This window comes from Candidatus Shapirobacteria bacterium (assembly GCA_041659325.1).
Classification (GTDB): Bacteria; Patescibacteriota; Microgenomatia; order UBA12405; family UBA12405; genus JBAZYN01.
Genome location: JBAZYN010000001.1, coordinates 287,627 through 311,977, shown reverse-complemented (window position 1 = coordinate 311,977; position 24,351 = coordinate 287,627). Strand labels below are relative to the sequence as shown.

Sequence of the window (24,351 nt, the reverse complement as noted above, 5' to 3'; positions counted from 1 at the left end):
GATGTTTATTTTTTGATAAAAGTACACTCATATTGTGAAGTCAGGTCTTTGTCCTTATCTATTTTATCCAAAAAATAGAAAATGAATCCAATTGTAAAATTGATGGGATATAGTAATATTTTGAAAATATATCCCAATAAAATGAGTTTTCTTTCTATAAAGAAAGAAGGGGCGATTTCAGTGATTATTTGAGTTAAGCAAATAAATTTCCCGCCCTGTTTTTCTATTTTTTTTAATGTAAAACCATTGTCGTTTCCGAGCAGCTGAAGGGCAAATTGAGTATATCTGAAATAATCGTGTGGTTTTTGGTGTTCACCCCAAACCAAGGGACAAATCAAAAATAATTTTCCACCTTGTTTTAATATTCGTGAAAATTCAGCGAAAACGCGATCGGGGTATTTTAGGTGCTCCAAAACTTCAATACAAAGTATGTAATCGAAGCTGTGATTTTTTACTGGAATGTCGTAAATTTCTGATTTTATATCAATCTGGCTAAAATCCCACCGGATGTCTCCAATGCAGAGATCCTGGGAAACATAATTCATGTTTTTGAAATATTGTTTATATTGGCACTCTCCGGCTCCGGCATCAAGTATTTTTTTATGTGGAATTAAGGACTTAGATATATTTTGAACGTATTTTGTTAGCCTATATTTGCTGTAACCAAGAAAACGATTATAAAAAAGTAATCTTTTTAACGGAGGAAATAGGTTTTTCATATTTTTTGTTTCCCGGATATAAATCCCCTGGCAGAATAAAAACAACTTATGAATAAAAGATATGTGTTGACTATCGGGAGAATAATGATTTTAGGGTTTTTATATTCAGATAGGTATACCTCTTTGGTGTAAGCGACAGAATATATAATGATAAGGATTATCGATAATACACGAACTTTAGGAATAAATAAAGAGACAACCAAAAATTCTCTAAAAAAGGAAAGTACAAAATATTTGAAATTCAAAATACCATATTTTCTTAATGAGGCTCCCTGAGCTTCGGCGTATTGAGCGTTTTTATGGATATATTTTTTCAGACCAAAGTTTAATTCTTTGCTGTGGACGTGAATAATGTGGGCATCGCTATTAGCAATTTTGCCGATTTTTGAAAGTTTTTTGGCCATATCTCCGTCTTCACCGGCACGCAAGAAGGTATTTCCGTCAAAAAGATAGACTTTCATAAAAGTATCCTTTCTGACGGCATCAAATTTACCTCCCAGACCAGAATAACTTTTACCTACTAATCTGGAAAAATGACATTTTTGCCAAAAACTATATTTTTTCCAGATATTTCTGGGATATTCAACTATCGGTACTGAGGCAACCACATCTTTTTTCCTTAGAGGAGAGAGGATTAGATTGATGGCGTTTTTTTTTAGAATTATGTCAGCGTGCATGGTTATCACAATCTCTGTTTCACTTTTAGTTATACCTTCGTTGTAACTGTAAGCTAGTCCCCGAGATTTTTTGTGGTTGATAATTTTAAAAAACTTGTTGGACAATATTTTAGAAAATATATTGATAATTTTGAGCGAACTGTCCGTAGATCCGTCATTTATAATGATAATTTTCTCTATTTCTTTTTTATAAGTTAGAAGCGACCTTAGAGTATCGTTAAGAGTACTTTGATTATTGTATACGGGTATGATTATTGTAGGCTTCATTGCTTTTATGCTTTGATGTTTTTTACGCAAAATAATTCAAATGCAAGTCGGGGAAGATAGTAGCTTAAAGGCTGACTAAGGGTAGCAATGGCAAACCAAAAAGGTTTTGGCCACCAGCGGATAGATACAAGTAAATCATCACCCATTGTGTTGCTCTGGGTTTCCCTACGAAAAACCCTTAACCCTGCAAGTCCGTGACATTTATATCCTAGGAGTTGCATTTTCTCGTAAGTCCAGCCAGAGAGATGTCTTTGATGTGGATTGTTATCGACGGCATGTTGGAGGAGGAAACCGTTTGGGGAAGATATGATTACCTTTTTTTTGGCCCACTTTTCCGCCTTCACGATTATTTTTTGGCCTTCCTCTTGGGTTAGGTGCTCAATAACTTCGATTAATATTATTGCATCGAAACTCTTTTCGGGAAAGTTTATATTTTCGATTTTGTCGTGGAGATATTTTGTGTGGATGTGACTATTTTGTGATCTTGTCAGATATGGCTTGAACGCTTCAACACCAATACTATTGTTAATATTTTTACAATATTTAATTGGAGAATCAGGTCCGCACCCTAAATCCAAAACCGTTTCGCAATCCAGAAGCTCATTTTGTAGACAATTTACTAATGTGTGGAAAATTTTCCCGATAGTTGTGTTTGAGTAAATTTTTTTTACCAGATTCATACCGCTTCTAAAATTTTATCCAATCCTTTTTAATAAAATCATATCTTTTGATGATTTTTCCCGGATTTCCTACCACTACACTATATGAAGGAATGTCTTTGGTTACAACGGTGTTTGCTCCGATTACGCTTCTTTCGCCAATAGTAACATTACGCATAATCGAGGCTTTTGTCCCAATAAATACATTATCGCCGATGATTACACTGCCGTTTTCGCTTAGTGGTTGTTGATTTAAATTTTTTGAAATATTGTTATATTCGTGGACATGGTCGGAAATAAAAACGTAGGCGGATAAAATACAATTTTTCCCGATTAAAACAGAATTGTTTGCTGTGATGATTGAGTTGTTACCTATGGTGGAGTTGTCACCTATTTTTAGTCTTATTTTGTTTTTGGATTTACACTTTATGCCGGCAAAGTCGGTGTCCACTCCGATCCATGCAAAGGAACCGATAGAAACATTGTCTCCGATAGAAATGTATTTTTTATTTGTTGTATTTAAAAAAGGTTTAATTGAAGAATTTTTCCCGAAGTGATAAAAGCCTTTTTTAATAAAATAATTATAAATCCCAAAAATTATATTAAACATTTTTGTAAGCCAGAAAGTTTAATGAGTGGTTGGGAAAATACCTAAAAATTGGATCGAGTAGATTTGCCAAAATAGAGGTGAAAATATTTCTTTCTTTTATTGTTTTATTTTTAGTAACCCGTAAAAAATATGGACCATCTATCCCTAAAACTTTATAACCCTTTTCTCGAAAATATTTCGTGTCGAAACCTGAGAGATGTTTTTGGTAACAATTATTGTTATAAGTATTTTGATGAATATACCCGTTAGTGGTTTGAATTATTATTTTTTTAATGGCGATATATTCCATACATTTTATAAGTTTTATTGCATCAACTTTTTTTAAATGTTCTATTGTGTCGAGGCAGAATGCGATGTCGATGCTCTTCTTTTTAAAATGTTTTTTAAGATTCAAAACATTATCCAGGATGTATTCTGAATGAATGTTGTTTGCTTTTGATGTATAAACTGACTGTGGGTGTATTTCAAAACCATAGGAGTATGTGATGTTATTTTTAAACAATCTAAGAATTGAATTTGGTCCACAACCGATGTCAACAACACTAAAGTATTTTGGAAAAATTCGTTTTAGTTCTGTGTACAAAAAATTTGGTCTAAATTTTTCTAAAAACATGGTATTTATTGAAAATTATTGTGTTCAAAGCTAATTTTTGTCAGAGTCTTTGAATAGATAGCTTCTTTATACCATTCGACCATGGGGATCAATAAAAATGGTGGAGAAATTATACAGCCGATGGAAAAAAACCAGAATAATGGGTTGAGAAGATTGTGGGGATTAAATTTAATGAGATACCAAATTTCCCGGATTAAATACCGATATTTGGCGTAGTTTCTTATCTGAACCAAACCGATATAGTTTTTGGTTATAAAATTTTTGATTAAATATTTTTGGACGGGATGATATTCTTTTTCTGAATAAACAGATTTAACCATTTCGATCCAACTTAAGAGTGGTGATTTATCGTAAATTGAGGATAGGCTTCGGGTTTGGCTGCTACTGATTCGGACAGCAATATTATAGTCTTTTAAAAATACTATCGGATGTTTTTTGAAAATAGAGGCAAAGGGGTAAATGTGGCAGGGGAAAATATCCGGATGGAAAGGTAAATCCATGAATCGGCGGCGATAAGCGAGGCCTGAAAGTTGATCAAGGGTTTCAAAAACGCGGATGACTCTGAAGGGATTATCGGTGATGTTGACAATAGTATCGTTTGTCGGATCAAGCTTTTTTTTGGCCCGAACCGGAAGACGAATGTCTTTATCAAACCAGAAATACGGACGGGTGACTGCTCCGATATCCGACGAGAGTGAGAAGGCTTTAATGGTATTTTTCAGAGTGTCTCTTGCCATAATATCATCTTGACCCATTAAATAAATAAATTCGGCGGTAGCATGTTTTCTGGCCCTTTCTAAGTTGGCGGAGTAGCCAAGGTTATTTTTATTATTTATTACTGCAATTCTTTTGTCATTTATCTTTTTGATTATCCCGAGAGTGTCGTCTTTAGAAGCGTCATCGCAGATTAAGATACGAAAATCTGGGTAACTTTGGGACAAGATGCTTTGTAAAGTATCTTTGACAAAGATGGCACCGTTGTAGGTGGGGATAAGGATATCTACTGTTGCCATTGTTGACGATCTAGGGGTTTTAATAATCCGACTTTATTTTTGATTGTTATTTGAGTATATATAAATAAGGTTATTACGCAGGCGAATGGATGAAAAAACCAGGCAAAATCAGGCTTATGAAAAAATCCACGGAATGAGTCCACAATTGGCCAGATTATACAGCAAGTGTAGAAAGTAAATTTAACAATACCAAATCGATTGGTCTGGTCCCAATTAAATGCCCTTATTTCTTTTAGTGTGTAATAATCGGTGAGCCGACGTTGTTGTTTTTTGATAAATTTTGAAATTGAGGATTCACAAAAGGTGTGGATAATGCCGATTTTTACTTTGGCAAAGTAGAGTGGTAAGTTGGTTTTAGTAATGGCGAGACTGATGACGTCTATGTCAAACAAATAATCACCGGAGAAGTGCTTTTTTATGAAAGAACTTCGAAAAATTGTACCGTTTGCGCCAATTGTTGGGATTGGTTGATTTTTGGTAAGTTTGAGCTTTAGATATTTGGGATAATTGGTTGTTTTGACGTTCATCTCCGTCCATTTATGATTGATATAATTTTTTCTGTCATATATGCCGGTAACGAATGCATATGGGTCGTTGGCGCCAATAAGTGACGAATATCTTTCGATAAAACCGCCATTTTTTCGGTAAGTAAATTTCCACGGTTCGGAACCTATTAGGGCTTTATCTCTGATTAGAGGAGAAATCATGCTTTTGAGCCAATTGGATTTTGGAAGGATGTTGTCGGAATCGATTAAACCAACAAATTCACCGGAGGCATGTTTTAGGCCAATAGCTTTTCCGGATTCGGCGGTTTTGAGAGGGTTTTTAACAATTTGACATTTGTATTGGTTGGCAATATAAATCGTTTTATCAGTTGATCCCCCGTCGGCGATAATTATATCTAGGGATACCCCGATTTGTTTTTTAATGGATTTCAGACAATCGGAGAGAACTGCTTGGGAATTTAGAGTAGGAATAACAATTGAAACAAGCGGTGTCATAAATCTTTTTTGAAGTCTTTAAGCTTTCGGAAAAACTTGTAGGTATATCCCAGAAGAAATTTTAGATCAGAGAGGGACTTTATTGATTTAATTTTGTTAAACATAAATCTGGGAGTGATGATGCCCTTGAATAAAGATTGAACAATTTGTTTCTGGTCATCAGAAGAAATCGGACTTTTTATAACCGGTTGGCGCATATCAAAATTATCCCAGTTTTTAGTATTTAACAGATTATTTTTTTGACAATAGTCAAAAAGAGGGGTTCCGGGGTAGGGAATGACAATGGTGGCCTGCATACTATCCACTATTCCCTGGCGAAATAACTTTTTGGCAAAATTGAGAGTGTTTTGGGCATCTTTTTTTGTTTCCCAGGGATAACCGATCATTATGGTTATATGGGGTTCCAGACCGCATTTTTTGGCGATTTTAAGCTCTTTGGGGACATTTTTCAGATCTATATTTTTGTTAATTTTTTCGATAGTTTGAGGGTTGGCAGATTCAAGGCCATAGAGGATAAACCTGAAACCGGCCTTGGCCATCAGCTGATAATCATTTTCGGTTAACGCACCAAATCGCATATTGCAGCTAATTTTGACTTTTCGGTTTAGTCCTGTATCGATTAGTCTTTGACACAGTTTTTGAAGCCAGTCCCCTACCGGTAAAGTCCCGGCATCGTCAAAGACTTCTTTTACTCCAAAATTTACGACCAGGTTATTAATTTCCTTAATGGTGTGGTCGACAGAAAAACGACGGTAATTTCTACCCGGAAAAAGAGTTGTCCAGGAGCAGAAGGTGCATCGGCCCCACCAACAATCACGTCCAGACATTATGTAGGCGCCGGGTTTGTATTTGTAGTTGGTATTGTTTTGGGAGTATAGATACCATTTGGTCAGATTGCGGTCGATTATGGGGAGGGGAGTGAGAAGATGAGTGGGTGGTGTGTTAATGATTTTGTCGGGGCATATATTTTTTGATAACTGATCGGCGAGGTTTAGAATCATAAAATCGTAATCACCGCCGGTTAAGACGAAATCAACTTTGGAGTTTGATATCGATTCTTGCGGCAGGGCGGTTACGTGGTCGCCGATAAGGGCGATTTTAGTTTTTGGGAGTTTATCTTTGATATCACTGATTATTTGCCAGTGTTTTTTGACAACCGGAGTTTTTGTTTCGATTACAACCAGGTCGGGATTGTTGGTGATTAGCCTGGAAAGCCATTTTTGGTAGCTGAGTCTTTCAGCAATGGCATCATCCCAAAAAACCTGATAATCGTTTTTTTTTAGAAGAGTTGCGGCATAGGCCATAATTACCGGATAGAAAACACTGTCGGTGTTGCCCCATTGAAATTGGCGGTTTTGAGATAAAAAAGCTGAACCTTTGGTAGATTCGAGAGGTGGGTAAGAGATGGAGACAGAGAATTTATTTTTCATTTTGAAAAAGGCCGACTAGGAATAAAATACCATAATAAAGATGGGTAATCGGGGTGATGATTATGGCCAAAAAGGAGGCTGTGGGATTACTTTTGTTTTTAATAAAAATTAAAAAAGTTATAAAAAGGGCAAGTAGGTACAGATAGAGGGGAAAAAGGAAGCGATGGATTGGGAGTGAAATGAGGTACAAAAAAAATAGGCTAGGGAGGAAATAACCGAGACGAGCGCTAGTGGCGGGATATTTTTTGACAAAAGAGCCCCTCATCTTGGCATAGCGGCCAATTTGTTGGAGGTGCGGTTTGAGAATAGTACGGCGGTGGTGATAAACAACAATTTTTGGATTATAAATAATTTGTTTGTTGAGTTTTTTTGTTAAGTCGAGACAGAGCACCGTGTCTTCTCCCGGCCAGTCCTTGGTACTAAAGCCACCAATTTTGTCGAAGTCTTTTTTTTTGACAATCAAATTGACTGACGGAAAATCATCAACCGATCGGCTAGCTTGGACTGAGCTTCGATAGTTTCCGGCTCCCCCGCTTCCGAGACAACTTGACCAGAATAATCCTGAAGCAAGTTGTCCAACAGTGTCTTTGGGCGGGGTTAAACAGGGGCCGCAAGCAGCGGCTGCAGTTGATTTTTTATCAAGAACTATTTTGGCGTTTTTTAACCAATTTCTTGACGGATACGAATCGTCGTCCAAAAAAGCCAAATACTTTCCTTTGGCCATTTTGGCCCCAAGATTTCGCTTAACAGAGGGATTGGAGCTTTTCGAAATCTTATCGGTAATAACAAGTATCTCAAAGGATTTAAAACTTTGTTTTTTTAGTTTTTTAAGGGTTTCTTTGAGATATTGAGTGGGGACTTTGACGGGAATAATAATTGAAAAGATAGGAATTGTCATTTTATTTTCCGGTATTAATTCTCATATCTAAATCTTTGTCGTACACCCACTCCCGTTTATTGTGGTTGTCGTAATAATGCAGGATTCGGAGACGGTAAAAAACTGCCAAGGCATCGAGTAGGCTATTATAAATAGTTTTTAATCCTGTGGCATGAGTTAAGCTATCAAAACAGTATGTTAGTTTTACGGGAGCTTCGTATATACGATTAAATCCGAGGTGATTGGCGACCGACAGGATTTCCAGGTCAAAAGCGTAATTTTTAACTAATAATCTGGGAAGCACCTTTTTTAGAACTCTCCTTTTAAAGATTTTAAGACCGGCTTGGGTGTCGTGGATGGTGATTCCCAAAAGAATTCTGGCAACGATAAAAGCACCAAAACTTATTACCTTTCTTTGAAGAGGGTAGTTAACTCTGGAGGCTGGATGTTTTTTAGAGGCAACAACAATATCGGCGTTATACCATTCCATATGCTCGAGAACCATTGATATTCCGTTGGGGTCTATTTCCATACCGGCGTCAATAAAGGCGATATAATCCCCTCTTGTGTGTGCCATCCCAAAACGGACGGCATAGCCCTTGCCCCGGTTTTTTTTATAAGCAAAAACTTTTAATTTTTTGATTTGACATTTTTTGGCTATCTGATAAGACTTGTCGATATATTTTCCATCAACGACGGCGATAATCTCATAGTCATAGCGAATCTTTTCGAGTGTTTGGCTAATATTACATAAATCTTGAAATAGAGTCTTTTCCTGTTTGTAGATTGGGATAATGACAGACAGAAAGTGTGGTTTGTTACCCATTTTGGTCGATTAGGGCTAATTCGTAAACGGATAGAGTTTGAATGGCGGTGTAGCTCCAGTCAAAAATTTCCGCTCTTTTGCGGCCAAGCTGTGCGTATTTTTGTCTGAGTTTTCTACTTTTCCAAAGGGAGCCAATCGCTTTTTCCATGGATTTTTGAGAATACGGATCAAAAAAAACGCCATTGTAGTCCATAATTTCGGGGATACTTGATTCCTGGCTATATGCGACTGGACAGCCGGATTTCATCGCTTGGACAAGAGGTAAGCCAAAACCTTCGGCGTAGGATGGCTGACAATAAATTGTGGCGAGGTTGAAGATTAGGGGGAGATCTCCGTCGGGAACGAAGCCCGTTAGTGTTAGAGCTTTAGAGGATTGGAGCGATGGTGCTATAGACTGAACCCAAAGAATGTCTTTGTTCCAGGGGTGGTCGACTACATTTTTACGGGTGGCGGCGGAACCAACCAGGACGAGAGGGATTTTTAGGTTTAGACAGACATCGATTAGTTTGGGTATATTTTTGCTCCAATTGAGGTCGCCGACATAAAGCACAAATTCATCGGGTAAATTGTATTTTGCTTTAATCTCTGACAAAAGATTTTTATCGGTGCGTGGTTTAAAATTATCGTCTGCCGCTTCATAAGTGACAAATATTTTGTCTTTGGGATATTCGATTAAATCATTGATTATATATTTGGAAAAATGGGAAACGGTAATTATATATTTTGCCTGGCGAAGGCGATGTTTTTGAATCAACCACTTAATTTCTCCCTTTATGCCTACCGGGAAGTGGGTTTTGAATTGACGTGGTATCAAGTCGTGAACTGTAGCCAGAAACGGAGTTTTATTTTGTGGGGGTAGAGTGAGAAAAAAAGGATCAAAATAGGGGTAGTGGACTAGATCGTAATTTTTAATTTCTAATTTTGAATTTTTAATGAGATCTATTTGATAATTGACGTATTTTGGATTTGTTTTGACTTCCTTTTGGATGGCCGAGACTAAGTGCTGAGTGTAGTGGCCAACGCCGCGGGTAATGTTTCCGTCATTTAGAGGAGAGATATCGATGGCAATTTTGACATTTTTTTTCATTTTGTGTCCCAATCATCTGACATGTTTATAGAACGGTTGGTTTTTTGGAGCTCCCAATATTTGGTATAGGCAATAGGAAAACGCAGAGCCGAAAAATAGGCAAAAACGAATCCCGGAAACCCGTCAACATAACCGCGGTGACGAAAAAAAGCCATTAGAAACCACCAAAGCGGTTTTATCAAATAGTAAGTCAAAAAATTAACAAAATTAATGTTTAATTTTTGTTGAGAAAGTTCCTGTGCCAAAAGTGTAGTGTAACGGTTGGCTCTTAAAAGGTATCGGGAAAATGAAATGTCGGCAAAGTGCTGCAGATCGTTTGTCAAATGGCCTACGGGATTTTTTACTTCGGCCTGCTCGTGGACATCTTTGCAGGGAAGGCGCCCCATGCCCTTTTTGTAAAGTCTGAGGGTGGAGTCCGGATATTGACCGCCTTTTTTTAGAAAAGTTCCAAGAAAGTAATTTGAGCGGTTAATCCAGAATCCATTTTCGCTGATGTCGCTTGGTTTCTTTGAAAGCAGTTGGTTAATTTCCTGAAGTAGTGCCGGGGTGACAATTTCGTCGGCATCCAGCTGAAGTATCCAATCGCTTTTACAAGCATCGATGCCGAGCTGTTTGTTGATATGAAAAATCGGCTTGTTATCGGTTTCGATAATCTTTATGTTTTTATATTTTTTGGCGATTGAGAGGGTTTTGTCCTGGGAGTGGCCGTCAACTAGGATTATTTCGTTGGCCCAGCTGAAAACTGAGTCGAGAAACTTGCCAATTTTTTTTTCTTCGTTATAGGTTGCCAGAGTGACGGATATGGTAGCTTGTCTTTTCATTTAGTGTATATTTTAAAGCTTTGGCCGGTTAATTGGAAATCAGAAGCTTCGATGACCATAGACGAGGAGGGAATTTCGGTGGGAATTATAAAGGTAATGTTGTCAATTCTATCGACGGTAGAAAAACCGTATTGGTCTTTTGGGGTTAATTTAATTTGAGATTGCAGTTTTTGCGGTGGGTATTTGGAAAAAAATAAGTAAAGAATATACGGTTGGTCATACCGAGAGGTAAAAAATATGTTTTGATAATTATTCTTTTGTGACTCTACCAGGGAGACTATTTGGTCAAAACCGAGATTCCAGGCATATGGATAACGTTTTTGTGAGTGAACAAAATAGGCATCGAGGTAATAGAAGATAGAAAGTAGCGAGCAGAAAGCAATTAATATGAGAAGCGGACGACATTTAAAAAAATGATAAAGGCCGTAGGCAATTAAGATTGATAACGGAATAGTCATCGGGAGAGACCGGAGGGCGGAAGGAGCCTGAAAGGTTAAAGATGAGGCCAGAGGAGCGAAAAGTAAAAATGAGAGAATAAGGGTTTTTGTCTTTTTGTTAATTGCCCTGGATTTGAGGAAGAAAAAGATTCCAATAATTAAAAAGGGTAATTCAAAAAGATAAAGTTGGCCCATTTCCGGTACCTTTGATCGGGGAACTTCATCACCATTTAAAAATAGGAAATTTAAATCGAAGTGGGAAGTATATTTTTGTGCCCAGGAGAGGAAATAAAGAATCCGCTTATTGTGCATGGCCCGATTAATTAACTTAACATTGTTGTGTTGATTCAGTAGCTCGTTTGACCGCCAAATTGGTCCCTGATCGGCGGTTAGTCCGACACCGCCAAATCGGGCGGCGCCGCCGTTTCTGACAAAGGAAAATAGTACCGGTAGAGCCAATAAAATGGTAATAATTATTGGTATTAATAATTTTCTGATACCTGATCGAGTTAGTCTTTTGAAGTTAATTGTCACCAGAGACAGCCCGATTAGAGGAGCTAAAATTCTTGCCGAGTGGTAGAAATATAGCGAAAGAGAAATAAGGATAACGGATAGATAGAGATGGAAGTTTTTGAGATTTTTAAGATGTGAGTAGAAAAAATAGATACCGATAATGATCAGACTTAGGGCACTATAGGCCTCCCAGGCTCCCCTGCTAAAGTGAATATGCCAGGGGGAGAGAGCCAGAACAGCAGAGCTCAAAAGCGATAGGTTTTGAGCTTTTGAACGATTCAACCTCGGACCTTTAGACTCGAATAGAAGGAAAACGAGTTTGGATAAATAATAAATGGCGAGAATAGAAAGGATAAGGTTTGGTAATCGAACTGCAAGTGGGGTGAGACCGAGTATTTTTATAAAAGGCAAGGCAAGATAAACATACCCGCCGGGTTTGTAGTCACCAAATGATTTGAAATGAAGAGGCCAGGAGGCACCGTGCTCGTCTTTTCCGGTTTCAAGCAGTGAATAGGCGTTGTATCCCAGGGCGGCTTCGTCCGGATTTAGGCTGGGGTAGGAACCAATTTTGTAGAAACGAAGAATAGTGGCCATTAATAATATGGTGATTAGAAGATAATTATGGTGTTTCGTAGGCATAAAAGGTGGAAATATTATTGATAGGGCTAAGTTTGAAAAAATTATTAAAGTCGGGTTTCAGATCTATCCCCTGCCTTAAAATTTCATCGTGGGAGAAGATACTGAGGGTGTGCGGAATGCTTTTAACGCCGTTGTAGTCGGGGCCTTTGAATAATATGTTATCTATTTTTTCTACTTTTCCGATATCAGGCCCGGTTTGGGTTAAGTTTGCTTTTGATTGGTATGAAACTGGGGAATAATGTGAGTAAAAAAGATAGTAGATATATGGTTGACCGTAAAAGTCTGTAAAATAAATTTGGTCGAACTTTGATTGGTTTTTCGAAATGTATTGAGCGGCTTGTTTGTATCCGTAGAGAAAATCATTGGGTGATTTTTTGACCATGTGGTTTAAATACAGATCAGAGTAGTAAATAAAGGAGAGTAAATAAGCAGATAATATGGCGAGATTAATCAGTTTGGAATTATATTTTTGAACTGTAATTATAATTCCGCTGGCGACAAAGAAGACCAAAGGAATTGACATGGACATGGATCGGGTGGCAGTAAGCTGGTCTCTGGTGAGGGCGGCAGGAATTGGGGCCAGAAGAAGCCAGAGGAGAAAGAATTTATTTGGTTTTGAAAACAGGCCGATTAGCAGGAAAATGATTGAGGGATAGAGAATTACGCCGACATAGGGAGCTGAGTGGCGGGGGTTTTGCCAATCCCCTTCGAACAAAAGAAAGCGGGGGGAAAAATGGTTAAAGTAACGCCCCAAAAAACTTCGGATAAAAAAAGACGGTTGGCTATGAAAAATTGTGTAATCGATTAAACCGGACTCGTTGATAATTTGAGCCGTTTCTTCATCTGATCTGGGGTACGAGGTTAGGCTGATTACTTCCAACCGGTTACTGTTTTGGTTAAATATTAGGCCAAATAAAATTGGAATGGCCATTAATCCCAGAGGCAGGATAAATTTTAGTGTCAATTTGTTTATTTGCTGTTTTATTAAACTGAGATGAGTAAAGAATAAGGCGATGATTACTAAAATGCTCGTCATTTTTCCGGCTTGGTAGGTGTAGAGGGTAAGCCCAAAAATGAAGGCAGAGAGAAGATGTCGATTTTTTATGAAAAATAGAGCGGCAAGCAGAAGCTCAAAGGTTAGGACATTCGTTTCCCAGGCCATACGGGAATAATGAATGTTGAACGGATTGAGTGCAAGAATAGTGGTAGCAATTAAAGCACGATTATTTGATTTCGGATAGATTGTTTTAATGGTAAAAAAAAGAAGAAGTGGTAACAATGAGCCGATGATTATTGATGGTAGTCTGACCGCGATTTCGTTTAACCCAAAAAGTTTGATGAAAGGGGCGGCTAAATAAATATATAAACCCGGTTTAAAATCTCCGAAAGATTTAAAGATGAGTGGTAGAGTAACTCCATATTCATCTTTTCCCGTTTCGGTAAGGGAATAGGCGTTGTAGCCAATGGCAGCTTCGTCCCAAAGTAGGGGTGGGTAGTTGCCGCTTTGATAAAAACGGAGAACAAAGGCGATGACAGTGATTATGCTTAGAATTATTTTAGTTTTCAGATTCATAGGTGATGATGTCAAACGCCGGTTGACCATTGAGAAAATTAATGGTGGATAGTTTTTGGCTGTTTTCGGGATAGTAGTTTCCGGGTGAGGTGATAAGTAAAGTTTTTTGGGTTAATTTCGAGGTTTTTTCTTTGATTTCCCAGTCGTTTATGAATACAAATTTGTCAAAAGCATCGACCCAGTACCACGAGGAATGGTAGTTCCATACCGGGTTTCTATCTTGAAAATTCGCGGGATCCCATGGCCAGTAAAAAAGGATAAATTCGTGTGGTTCGCCATATTTTTTGGTTAAAATAATTTGTTGATATTCAGGATATTTGTCTTTGATAAATTCGACGACTTGTTTATAACCGTATTGCCAAGAGGACGAATAATTTACATTATATTGTTGATATTTTTGCCAATAGAGAGCAAATTGAATGATAATAATTATCGTAAATACCGGGATAATATTCGGAAGGTATTCAAGCCCGAGGATTATTAAAATGAAGGGCAGGGGTAAAACGGTGACGGCTCGGATGGTGGGAAAATCTCCGGTAGTTAAAGCAGCCGGGAGAAGGGCCAAAAGGTACCAAATAGCCATAAATTGAAAATGCCGATTGGCTTTTATTTTTTTTGAAAATTTTATTAACCCAAGATAGAAAAAAGGCAGACTAACAGTGAAGAGTAAACCGTGGTTGGCTACATTAAATTGAAATTGATTTGACCCGGTGAAAAATAAAGGGACGGGGTTAAAGAGATTGAGGTAATTTTGAAAAAACCGGGGAACAAAATAGGTAATTTTATTGTTGATAATTCTGTTTAGCGGCGGATGACCGGTGAAGAGCCGGCGATTTTCGTTGATTTGATTGATCGCGGCCGGAGAAAGAATCCCCACCCATTGACTGCGGGCGCGGGAACCCGGCGATAGTAAATTAACAAGGGAGGGTATAGCCGCGGCGATAAAAATGGCTAGATAAAGGATGCTTTTCTTGTTTTTATTTTTAAAGCCGTAGAGATATATGGCCGACAACCCCAGTGGTAGGGCTATAATTCTGGTGTTGTGATAGGCAAACATCGAGAGGATTAATAAAGCAAAACCCCATATCGAGAACTTGGACATGATTAAAACAATTCCGGCAAGCATTATAGTTGAAGCGATAGTGGATTGAAAAACCGCTCTTGAGGGAAATAATGTCCAAGGGCTGATGGCGACCAAAAACATTAGTAAAAGAGCTTTGTTTTTGTCTTTGAAAATTAGCAACCCGAGATAATAGGAAAGAATTACGAAAATTATTCCGGCGATAGCACAGGGAAGTCGGACGCTCCATTCGTTTGGGTCAAGTAGGGCGACAAACGGTATGGTTAAGTACATGTTTAGGGTGGTGGGGTAATCACCGTAAGCACGAAAATTAAAAATCGGCCAGGAAGTCCCCCACTGGTCTTTTCCGGTATTTAAAAGTGAGTAGGCATTATATCCATGGGATATTTCGTCCCAGTTTAGACTGGAAGGTAGAGAGTCTAAATGCCAAAGGCGAAAAAATATGGAGAATAGAATTATTAGACTGAATATTATCTTATGAATGTTTTTCATAGACAAGATAGATAGCAAAAAATACTATAGTTAAAAGAGAAATCGCGTCGGCGATAGTACGAAGAGGTGTGTTTTTAAATTCGAGAAAAACCTGGTGTTCACCGGCAGACATATTAATACCAATTCTACCGGTATCATCAACCGGGAAAACCGGAGTAATCTGACCATCAATTTTTGCTTGCCAACCGGGATAATAGTAGTTACTTATTTTAATTATTGTTGGTGCTGCTGATTTGGCAGTAAAACTAAGCGAGATTTCTGAAAGATATTTTATATTTGAAACAGTGACTTCGGGGGCAACATCAATTTTTGAGAGAAGACTTGTTGGTCGCTTGATCGTCCAGTTGGTCAATGGCAGGTAATCTTCGGAGTTTAATTGATATTCACTGGAAATAAGAGACGGATCGCGTTGAGTGTTTTGATTTATAAAAAATCGATTTAAAAAATAGTTATCGTCAACATTCAAAATTTTGTGAGGCCGAAAATAGTTTGCGGTACTGATTGTAGCTACCACAGCCAGAACTATCGGTAGCCAGGAGAAGTTTTTTTTGAGAGAAAGGAAGCCAATTAGTAGAGGAGTGGTAAAAGTAGTTAGAATTAGGAATCGCCAGGGAAATTGGATGTACGAGGCAATGGGGACAATCTGCCAAAGAGGCCAAGAACGAATATTCATCATAAAAACGGCGATAGAAAAACATAATAAAAGACTGACGATGACACTCTTGTATTTAATATTGCGAGAGAAAATAGCAAAAGGAATAATTAAAATTACTCCAATGAGATTGGCGATACCGATATTAAACGAAAGTTGATCGGTAGGGCCCCAAACTGAGGCACCGTATCCCCAGTAAGGAATTATTAACTGTTTTATGAATGGAAAATGATCTATGGGGTTAAAAGGAGTCCCCCCCTGCATGTATTTTTTTTCAAAAATAGCCGGGATTAAGTAATATGTTGCGAGACAAAAGGAGAGCAAAATGGCCCAAAATATTCTTAAAAAAGGAAATTTTGCTTTTTGGGGTGGGTAGTAAAAATAGATGTAAGTAATAGACAAAAATAGAAGAAACGGAAAAAATATAATCAATGTTAACTGGTGGGAAATAATAAGAAAGAAAAGTGAAAATACAGCAAAAGCAAAATATTTTTTATCTTTATTTTTTATCAGAAGAATAAAACTTAAAAAAACCAAAGGCATAAAAAGAAAGCCAAACAATTCCCCGACAGCACCTCTGGCATAGAGGTCTACTGCCCGATACGGGGTAAAAAGATAAATTAGGGCCACGGCGGTTGAGACGGTTTTGGTAAAAAATTGGCGGGAAAGAAAATACATAGCAAGTCCTGAACCCAAAGTTGATATAAAAAAGGTAATTTTCAGTGACCAAATTAGACTTAGGCCTAAGAATATATTTAAAAAGCTACCGAAATAAGACGGAAGTAAATAATAAAAAATGAAAAATGGATGACCGAAGTTATAACTGAAGTTTGGGGCCCAACGAGGAGGGAATTGGCCGGATTTTAAGGCTTGAACCATTTGATGGAGATTGGCGATATGAGATTCGTCTGAAAAAGTATAAAACCCCGAATTAAAAAGATATTTTCCCTGCCAAAGGGCAGCAATAAAAATTATAATCCAAAATATGTGGTTTTTAAGAATTTTTTGGATCATGCTTGGGAAAGGTAAAAATAAAAATGGAGATAAAAGAGATTATACTTAAAGAGTTAAAAAAGAGATGGTTTTTGCTTTCTTCAAGAAAGGCAGCTACAGTATGATTTCCCGGGGGAATAGTTAACTCAATGGGTTGGAGCAGTACCGGATTGTTAGGGTTTATTTTTTTTTGATTTAGCAGAACGGTCCAACCATCATAATAAGCGATAGGAACTGAGATAACAGAAGATTGGTTTGCGGGGACATTTATCGTAAATCGCCAAAAATTGGTCCTTTTTTTGTATTGGGAAATATTTGCCCGGCCGTAAACTACAGACGGTTCAAGATAATAGCTTTTTAAGAAAGTAAGTCCGGACAGTGGTGGTAATCTGTCAAATAGCATTGGGCCCAAATGGAAAGAAGAAAGCAATAGCCCAAAAAAAATTGACAACAACAAAAATGATTTTTTTTGGGTAAACAAAAGTGTTAAAACAATAATTATAAAAACAATTAAGGGAACAAGTGTCAATTTTGAACTAGAAATAATTAATAAGGCGAACATTAAGGCGGTTAGAAAAGGATTTGAAGTATTGAAAATAATTAATAAACAAAATGGCAAAAGAAAGTAAACATTTGAAAAGTAAAAAAACAATAGGCTGATACCTAATGGGGCCAGGATTGATAAGAGATGATTTTTTTGAAACAATATTTTTTTGAGAAGGTAGGTGGTTCCGGCTAAAACGATAACGGTTGAGATAACCAGACTCAATGAATAATTTAATCCAAAAATTCGAAAGACTAGGGATAAATAATAAGGAAAGGGTGACTCTCTTGTAAAATAGGGATAACCATAGCCATTGTTCACATTCGGGAGGAAACGGCAAGGGATTTGGCCGTCTTGGAAACATTGTTCGGTTTGTTGGAGTATTTGGGGTGAAGGGGCCGAAAATTGAAGATGAAATCCTATGATAAACAAGGTGGAAAAAAAGAGTACTAGTCTAATTTTAGACATAAAAGATTAGGATTAGTATACCAATAATGGTTAAAATATCGCCAATTATTCTATCCGGAGTTCGAGTTAGTTTGAGATAAAATTGGCTCTCCCCTGCCGGAACATTAAAAGTAATTAGCCCAAGATTATTACCATAAGAAATGTCTGTTTGTTGACCATTGAGCCATAATTTAAAGCCAGGATAGTAAAATACCGGAAGTTGAATGGTACTTTTTTCATTGGAAATGATACTTCCCTTTTGCCAATCAGTGCCTTTGGTGTAACTAATTATTTGGGCACTGCCACTTATGATCTGGGGTAGGTTTGGAGCTGGGGTTGAGGGAGGCGCTTGGGCAAAAATCGGAAGGTAATCGTAGATACTGGCGGTAACTTGTCGTTCTAAACTTTTTCCCGACAATTTTTGTTGATCGTCAATTTTGATATATTCTGATGGTCTGAAAAAACCAACATTGAAATAGATTACAACAAAAATAAAAAATATTGTGTAGAAAACGGCAGATTTACTGTTTTTTCTTAGTAGAAAAATAGGGAAACCGGCGAGAATTGAACCCGAGAGGATCGAGAGGGTCAGAAAGCGCCAAGGGAATTGAAAATATTTTAAGAAAGTGAATGTTTGCCAGACAAAAGAAGATTTTGAATGAGTAAGAAAAATTGAAGACGCGAAAATAAAAGTAAAAAAAAGAAGGGTAATTTTAACTAAATTGTTTTTAGAAAAAATTTGATTTTTAAGAGACAACACGATAGTGACGATTAGGGAAAGATAGTGGATAATTCCGATGCCAAAAGAGGCATCGTCGTACGGACCAAGTTCGCTGCTGCCAAAACCCCAGTGGCCCCGGAAAAATAGTTGTCTTATCGAAGTAAAATGGGCTAGATAATTAAAGTATCCCGACGTCATACTGTCAAGGTGAACAAGGGATTTTTCCACTATCAGAGGGACGATGTAGAACGCCGACAATAAAGCGCCAATAAAAACACTTAAAAACAACCGAGGGACAATTTGCCATTTTTTGTAATAGGAAAGAAGGACAAGGGTCCAGGTTATCGCTACCGGGGCAAAAGCAATTGAGGATAAATTATGAGTAAGTAAAAGACCGGCAAGCGAAAGTGAAAGATAAAGGCTATTTCTTTTTTTGGTGGGATTTTGAATAAAGTTCAAAATTGACCAAAGAATTAAAGGGAAAAATCCAAGTGCCCAAAATTCACTGACCGCGCCACGACTATAAACATCGGTTGCCCGAAAAGGGGCGTATATGTAAAAAGCGGAAGAGACAAGACCGCCCAGGTTTCCCCAAAGTATTTTTCCCAAAAGAAACATGGTGAGAGCAGAAAAAACAAAACTAAGCAAAAAGCCAATTTTGATTGAAGTAAGGATTGAAAACCCAACAAGGTGGAAAATCTCCATGACATAATACACAAAGGGAGAATAGAAAATAAAGAGCGGATAACCGTAGCCATAACCCAGATCTGGTGTCCAGCGACAAGGTATTTGCCCATCCTTTATACATTTATCAAGTTGCTGAAGTCTGATTGGTTGCATGTCGTCATACATGGGAATATAGCCACTTTTTAGCAATGAATTAAAAGAAAAAAAACTAATGGAAATTACCAGGATAATCCAAAAATAATTTTTAAAGAAAGGTAGCGGGTTTTTCATTGGTTAAAGGTGATTAAATAGAATTCTTCCTGGTTTAGATATCGCTTATTTATAACTTGTTTAATAACGGTGTTCTGAATATTTTGTCCATCATATTCTGATTTTGGTACAACAAAAACTGAATTACTTGGGAATTGTGATAAATTTGACCAATTTATATGCCCAAAATAATATGTATTGTCCAAGCTTTGACCGGAAAAAGAGGGGTTGTTAATTTCTACCAAATTTGTAGTGAGAGATGTTGAGTCAAGCTCGTGGGGTTTGTAAAAAAGAAAAAATGGAAGAAAAGGTTCGTAGCTGTCGGAAAATACAATGGGGTTATCCCAGTAAAAATTGGAAGCAAGAATGGCTTCTTTCATGCCGGTGTGCCAATATCGGGCGCTATCCTGAGGATAGTGGTAGTAATAATAATGTCCAAAGTTTATAAGGGATAGTAGATATAAAGTTAGCAGGAGGTAGAAGACATGTCGGTTTTGAGAACGTAAATGGTTTATCCCAAGATAGGTAAAATAGATGATCGATGGCAGCATAAGAATTAGTCTGGTGGCATGAGGAGAATTTGAATCCCGCGTCAGGGCATAGGGGATTGGAGAGGTCAGCAATAATCCCAGGAAGAGGAGAGATAATTTATTTTTAGGGATAAAGGTGGCGAAAATCCCGATTAAAATTAGGAAATAATCAATTAGGTATATAAGTCCGTGGCCTCCGAAGCCATGACGGGAATTAGCATCTCCCCTGATTATCAGAAATTCAGTGGAAAACGAGGAGATATAATTTTCCATAAATCGTTTAGCCGGAATCTGTAATTTGTTATGAAAGACATAAGACAGGAGGGGTGTTTTTACGCCGATTTGGTTTGGGTGATCCATGAGAATGTCCTGATACCGGAGTGAGTCAACAACCTGTTCCCGATGGGGTTGCGTAAAAATGCTGATGTATGAGAAACGAAATCCGGAACGGCCGGAGACAGTGTCAGAAATTAACGGGGATAGAATCAGAAGACAAAAACACACCACGGGAAATAATTTTTTAACGCCGATTCTCATTATTTCTTTTTTCCAGATTAAGAAGATCAAAATGGCCAGGATTGGTAAAAAAAGTTTTGCCGTGCTGTAATAATATGGCGATAAACAAAAAGAAAAGGCCGAAAGAAAAATGAAAACATATTTATTTGTTTTTAGAAACTGTTGCCAAAAATAAATTCCCAATAAAATTACCAAAACCATGCCGGAAACTTCAAAACCAGTGCGGCTGTAGTGAATAGCCCACGGCGAAATTGCAAGCAGTAGCGTCGGAATTAGTGACTTGGTTATCAAATAAAGTACAAAAACTGAAAAAATTCCAAAAAATGCTGAGGGCAGGCGGACTGAAATTTCGTGGTTTTTAGTAATATTCTGAAAAATAGAGATTGAATATATTTGGAGTGAGGTGCGCCAGTCAGAGAACGAGTGAAAATGAGTAGGAAATTTGTTACCAAAATAGTCAGTTTGTTTTTGGGTGAAAGTTAATGCCTGATAACCGGCATCGACTTCGTCGGAGAATAATGAAGGTGGAAGGGAGGTGAGCTTCCCAAATCGTAAAAATGAAGCTAAAACAATGATAAATATAAGATAAAGGCGCCTAGTTTCCATTTGACACCATATATTTTATACTAAAGCTAATGAAAAAATGGTTGGTAGTGGTTATTTTTCTTTTGATTACGGTGATCGAGTTTATTGTAGCGAGAGAAATTAGTTATCCCCCCGGTGAAGAGCAGCTCAAAATATTAAATATTTTTAATATCGGCGGGGATTTGTCCTTGTGGGGGCTACGGTTTGGGACTTTTTTAGTCTCGTGTGGTTATCTTTGGATTTGGTATAAGTTGGCCTCAAAATATATTTCTAAAAATGTGGTTTTGTGGTCGTGCATATTTGTACTGATTTCGCCAACCTTTTTTGCTTTATGGTTAATACATCCGCTGATTGTAGCAAAGTTATTTGTAATTATCGGCTCGTTATATGTTTTCTTCGTATATCTAAAAAATGTTAGATTTGTAGCGATTGGTCTGGGCCTAATTGTATTGGTTTTAGGTGCCAATCTGATTCTTTTCAACAATCGGCCTACGATATTATCAAAACTGTCTCTCGGGGGAGCGCAGGATGAAGTTACTATCAGGATATCGAGTGAAGATACCCTATCTCCTCGAATAATGACGCCACTTTGGTTGCGTCGAGTGAGCTACAACAAATATTTTTTTATTTACAGGAATGTGATAAAAGAAATATTACCATTTTTTGATGTAGAAACACTTTTTTTTCAGGAAGTTCACCCGATGGAACAAAAATCGATCGTAATGTTTTATTGGCCGGAAATATATTTGTGCATTTTCGGAATTTATTTTTTGATGAAAATAAAGAATAAACAGACTACAAAATTTTTGATTATTTGTCTTATTATTTCTCTGATTGATTATTTGAGTTATTCGGGCGACAAGGGGCTGAGAATGGTATTTATAATGTTGCCAATATCTATTACATTATCGGAAGCGGTGGTTAATTTGGATAGTTCGAGAATAAAAGGATACGGATTGGCGGGATTTTTTTTGATAGCATTCGGTATTTTAACCATATACAGTTTTGGGATTAATTTTTATGATATGACGGTCAGGAGAGAGTATTGGTTTGACAACAGACCTTTGGCATATCAATTTTGGTTTGAAAATTTACGAGCAGTGGATATATCTTTGTACTCGAGGATTCAGGTTACTACACTAATCGGAAACACGAAAGCTTATTGTCGGTTTTATCTGGGAGAGAAGTGCGATCAACCAAATATTATCTTTAATAATTTTAATGCGAAAAGCGATATTTTGGTTGGGAATAGTATTTATGCCGGATTTGCAGGTGAGTTCGTCGGGCCGAAATTTAACAATGATATTGATGAGAATTGGAAAGAAATTGCTCAGAACCAGGGGTGGAGTTTTATGGCGCATAAACGATTGAGGGACACGATTGCTAATCAGTATGGCAATGATATAGGTTTAGCCATCAGGTAGTGATAAGCCGAAAATCTTTTTTAATTATTTTTGTGTCAATTATTCTACTAGCGGCAGCGTTTGTTCGATTTGTCGGTCTAGATAAATCTCCGGCATCATTGGGTTATGATGAAGCGGCTTTGGGGTACAACGCTTATAGTTTGCTGAAGACCGGTAAGGATGAGTATGGGAATCTACTACCATTGTCTTTGAGGTCATTTAATGATTTTAAACCGGCTTTATACTCTTATCTAACAATTCCATTTATATATTTTGGTGAGTTAAATGATTCTGCGGTAAGGATGGTATCGGCAGTGGTAGGCGTAGTATCTTTGGTATTTTTGTTTCTGTTTTTGAAAACATTTATTCGGAATAAAAATTTATTGTTGTTGACTTTTGCAATATTGTCTTTTCAACCTTGGCGAATTCATTTTTCCCGAACTGCTTTTGAGGCTAATTTGTCGGCAGCTTTTTTTATTGCCGGATGCTGGTTTTTAATTAATACAAAAAGTAAAATTAAAGTTTTTTGGTCGACGGTGTTTTTTGCACTTTCTATTTATAGTTACCACTCCGCCCGGCTTAGCGCGCCGATGTTTTTGGTCTTTTGGGCACTGGACCCCATAAAACTAGTTTTAAAAAAGAATTTATTAAAAGAGTTATCGAAATACATAAATAAAAATTATCAAAAAGTGTTACCACTTGTCGGCCTGGTAATTCTTTGTGTCCCTATTTTATTGGCCAACACCGGTGGAAATGTATTAACAAGATTTAAGCAAGAAAATGTTTTCTCCAGGTTTTATCCATATGCACCGAATGAGATAACCAATCCGATAAGCTCCCTATATTATTTGGGCGGGATCATAAGTGGTCATATTTTTTCATATGTTTCCCCTATTAATCTAAATGAGAGGATTTTTAAGTGGGTGGAAATGTCACCAATGTTTATTGTGGGTATGGGGATGCTTGGTTGGTTAGAGGGCATATTTTTTATTTTTGGTTTTCTGTATTTAATAAAAAGAATTTTAAGATCTTTCAATTTACGATTTTTAATTTACTGGATAGTAGCCGGGATTGCTCCGGCGGCGGCGACATGGAATTGGTACCACCCGTTGCGGTCTTTAAATATTTATCCTGCTCTGGAGATTATTGTTGCCCTAGGGGTGTATCAGGTATTTAGGAGCATAAATAGTATAGTAGAGTCCCCTAATGTTAAAAAAGGGTTGTTGGTTGGCTTTGTTACGATAATAGCGGTATCAATAATATATACAATTAATAATGAGCTGCTGTATTCATCCTATGAAAATAATGGTACATACCAGCCGGGTGGATATAAAGAAGGTATGCCTTATTTGGAGAGTATTCAGGATAAATATGATCAGATAATAATTGATAGCCCACACGCACAGAGCTACATTTTCCTGTTGTTTTATCAGCAGTTCGACCCGACAACTTTTCAAAGTTTTTCTTATTTGAGGCCAAAACCGGGAGTATGTGGAAATCTCAACTTTAATTTCGATAAATATATTTTTCGAAAAGTTGATTGGCCGGTTGATAAAAATTTAAGAAATGTGGCTTTTTGGACGTCTTCTGATGTCCACGTTTCTGAGATTGAGATGATTCCCGGAGCAAAAATTAAAAAAATCAAAAACGTACTTTATGACACTGCGAGTATAATTACGATTGAATAAT

Annotated in this window: 21 protein-coding genes; 2 read left to right on the top strand and 19 right to left on the bottom strand. The window is 37.3% G+C overall.

Going from position 1 to position 24,351, the window contains the following annotated elements:
• Nucleotides 1–5 precede the first annotated feature (5 nt).
• The 19 genes from WC841_01615 to WC841_01525 are packed head-to-tail and all read right to left on the bottom strand — an operon-like array spanning nt 6 to nt 21,280.
• Nucleotides 6–719 carry a class I SAM-dependent methyltransferase gene (locus WC841_01615; protein MFA5828048.1) on the bottom strand — a complete coding sequence of 238 codons (714 nt, stop codon included), beginning with the start codon at nt 717–719 and terminating at the stop codon, nt 6–8.
• Entirely contained in the window at nt 716–1,663 is a 948-nt protein-coding gene (locus tag WC841_01610) for a glycosyltransferase (protein ID MFA5828047.1), read from the bottom strand. The genes WC841_01615 and WC841_01610 overlap by 4 nt, the downstream gene beginning before the upstream one ends.
• Nucleotides 1,664–1,668: 5 nt before the next feature.
• The gene (locus tag WC841_01605) at nt 1,669–2,343 is read right to left on the bottom strand and encodes a methyltransferase domain-containing protein (protein ID MFA5828046.1); all 675 of its coding nucleotides are present in this window, start codon (nt 2,341–2,343) and stop codon (nt 1,669–1,671) included.
• Nucleotides 2,344–2,350: 7 nt separating this feature from the next.
• On the bottom strand, nt 2,351–2,932 hold the full coding sequence (locus WC841_01600; protein MFA5828045.1) for an acyltransferase: 582 nt from the start codon (nt 2,930–2,932) through the stop codon (nt 2,351–2,353).
• Nucleotides 2,925–3,545 carry a methyltransferase domain-containing protein gene (locus WC841_01595; protein MFA5828044.1) on the bottom strand — a complete coding sequence of 207 codons (621 nt, stop codon included), beginning with the start codon at nt 3,543–3,545 and terminating at the stop codon, nt 2,925–2,927. Before WC841_01595 ends, WC841_01600 begins: the two co-directional genes overlap by 8 nt.
• Nucleotides 3,546–3,550: 5 nt before the next feature.
• Entirely contained in the window at nt 3,551–4,558 is a 1,008-nt protein-coding gene (locus WC841_01590) for a glycosyltransferase (protein ID MFA5828043.1), read from the bottom strand.
• Nucleotides 4,546–5,559, bottom strand: coding sequence for a glycosyltransferase (locus WC841_01585; protein MFA5828042.1), 1,014 nt, complete (start codon nt 5,557–5,559; stop codon nt 4,546–4,548). The genes WC841_01590 and WC841_01585 overlap by 13 nt, the downstream gene beginning before the upstream one ends.
• Entirely contained in the window at nt 5,556–6,989 is a 1,434-nt protein-coding gene (locus WC841_01580) for a radical SAM protein (protein ID MFA5828041.1), read from the bottom strand. The genes WC841_01585 and WC841_01580 overlap by 4 nt, the downstream gene beginning before the upstream one ends.
• The gene (locus WC841_01575) at nt 6,979–7,887 is read right to left on the bottom strand and encodes a glycosyltransferase (GenBank protein MFA5828040.1); all 909 of its coding nucleotides are present in this window, start codon (nt 7,885–7,887) and stop codon (nt 6,979–6,981) included. The genes WC841_01580 and WC841_01575 overlap by 11 nt, the downstream gene beginning before the upstream one ends.
• A 1-nt stretch (nt 7,888) precedes the next feature.
• On the bottom strand, nt 7,889–8,692 hold the full coding sequence (locus WC841_01570; GenBank protein ID MFA5828039.1) for a glycosyltransferase: 804 nt from the start codon (nt 8,690–8,692) through the stop codon (nt 7,889–7,891).
• Nucleotides 8,685–9,779 (bottom strand): glycosyltransferase family 1 protein, encoded by a 1,095-nt coding sequence (locus WC841_01565; GenBank protein ID MFA5828038.1) that lies wholly within the window; start codon nt 9,777–9,779, stop codon nt 8,685–8,687. Before WC841_01565 ends, WC841_01570 begins: the two co-directional genes overlap by 8 nt.
• Complete coding sequence (locus WC841_01560) at nt 9,776–10,600, bottom strand: glycosyltransferase family 2 protein (GenBank protein ID MFA5828037.1); 825 nt, start codon at nt 10,598–10,600, stop codon at nt 9,776–9,778. The genes WC841_01565 and WC841_01560 overlap by 4 nt, the downstream gene beginning before the upstream one ends.
• Nucleotides 10,597–12,189, bottom strand: a complete 1,593-nt coding sequence (locus tag WC841_01555; protein MFA5828036.1) for a hypothetical protein — start codon at nt 12,187–12,189, stop codon at nt 10,597–10,599. The genes WC841_01560 and WC841_01555 overlap by 4 nt, the downstream gene beginning before the upstream one ends.
• Nucleotides 12,170–13,762: a phospholipid carrier-dependent glycosyltransferase gene (locus tag WC841_01550; GenBank protein ID MFA5828035.1), complete on the bottom strand. Its 1,593-nt coding sequence runs from the start codon at nt 13,760–13,762 to the stop codon at nt 12,170–12,172. Before WC841_01550 ends, WC841_01555 begins: the two co-directional genes overlap by 20 nt.
• Nucleotides 13,746–15,335 carry a glycosyltransferase family 39 protein gene (locus WC841_01545; GenBank protein MFA5828034.1) on the bottom strand — a complete coding sequence of 530 codons (1,590 nt, stop codon included), beginning with the start codon at nt 15,333–15,335 and terminating at the stop codon, nt 13,746–13,748. The genes WC841_01550 and WC841_01545 overlap by 17 nt, the downstream gene beginning before the upstream one ends.
• Nucleotides 15,319–17,001 carry a hypothetical protein gene (locus WC841_01540; GenBank protein MFA5828033.1) on the bottom strand — a complete coding sequence of 561 codons (1,683 nt, stop codon included), beginning with the start codon at nt 16,999–17,001 and terminating at the stop codon, nt 15,319–15,321. Before WC841_01540 ends, WC841_01545 begins: the two co-directional genes overlap by 17 nt.
• Entirely contained in the window at nt 16,982–17,992 is a 1,011-nt protein-coding gene (locus tag WC841_01535; protein ID MFA5828032.1) for a hypothetical protein, read from the bottom strand. Before WC841_01535 ends, WC841_01540 begins: the two co-directional genes overlap by 20 nt.
• Nucleotides 17,985–19,649 carry a 6-pyruvoyl-tetrahydropterin synthase-related protein gene (locus WC841_01530; protein ID MFA5828031.1) on the bottom strand — a complete coding sequence of 555 codons (1,665 nt, stop codon included), beginning with the start codon at nt 19,647–19,649 and terminating at the stop codon, nt 17,985–17,987. The genes WC841_01535 and WC841_01530 overlap by 8 nt, the downstream gene beginning before the upstream one ends.
• Entirely contained in the window at nt 19,646–21,280 is a 1,635-nt protein-coding gene (locus WC841_01525; protein ID MFA5828030.1) for a glycosyltransferase family 39 protein, read from the bottom strand. Before WC841_01525 ends, WC841_01530 begins: the two co-directional genes overlap by 4 nt.
• 29 nt (nt 21,281–21,309) lie before the next feature.
• Between WC841_01525 and WC841_01520 the strand changes: the two genes are divergently transcribed.
• Together WC841_01520 and WC841_01515 are read left to right on the top strand one after the other, a co-directional pair.
• Nucleotides 21,310–22,683 carry a hypothetical protein gene (locus WC841_01520; GenBank protein ID MFA5828029.1) on the top strand — a complete coding sequence of 458 codons (1,374 nt, stop codon included), beginning with the start codon at nt 21,310–21,312 and terminating at the stop codon, nt 22,681–22,683.
• 32 nt (nt 22,684–22,715) lie between these two features.
• Entirely contained in the window at nt 22,716–24,350 is a 1,635-nt protein-coding gene (locus WC841_01515; GenBank protein MFA5828028.1) for a hypothetical protein, read from the top strand.
• The last annotated feature ends 1 nt before the right edge of the window (nt 24,351 follow it).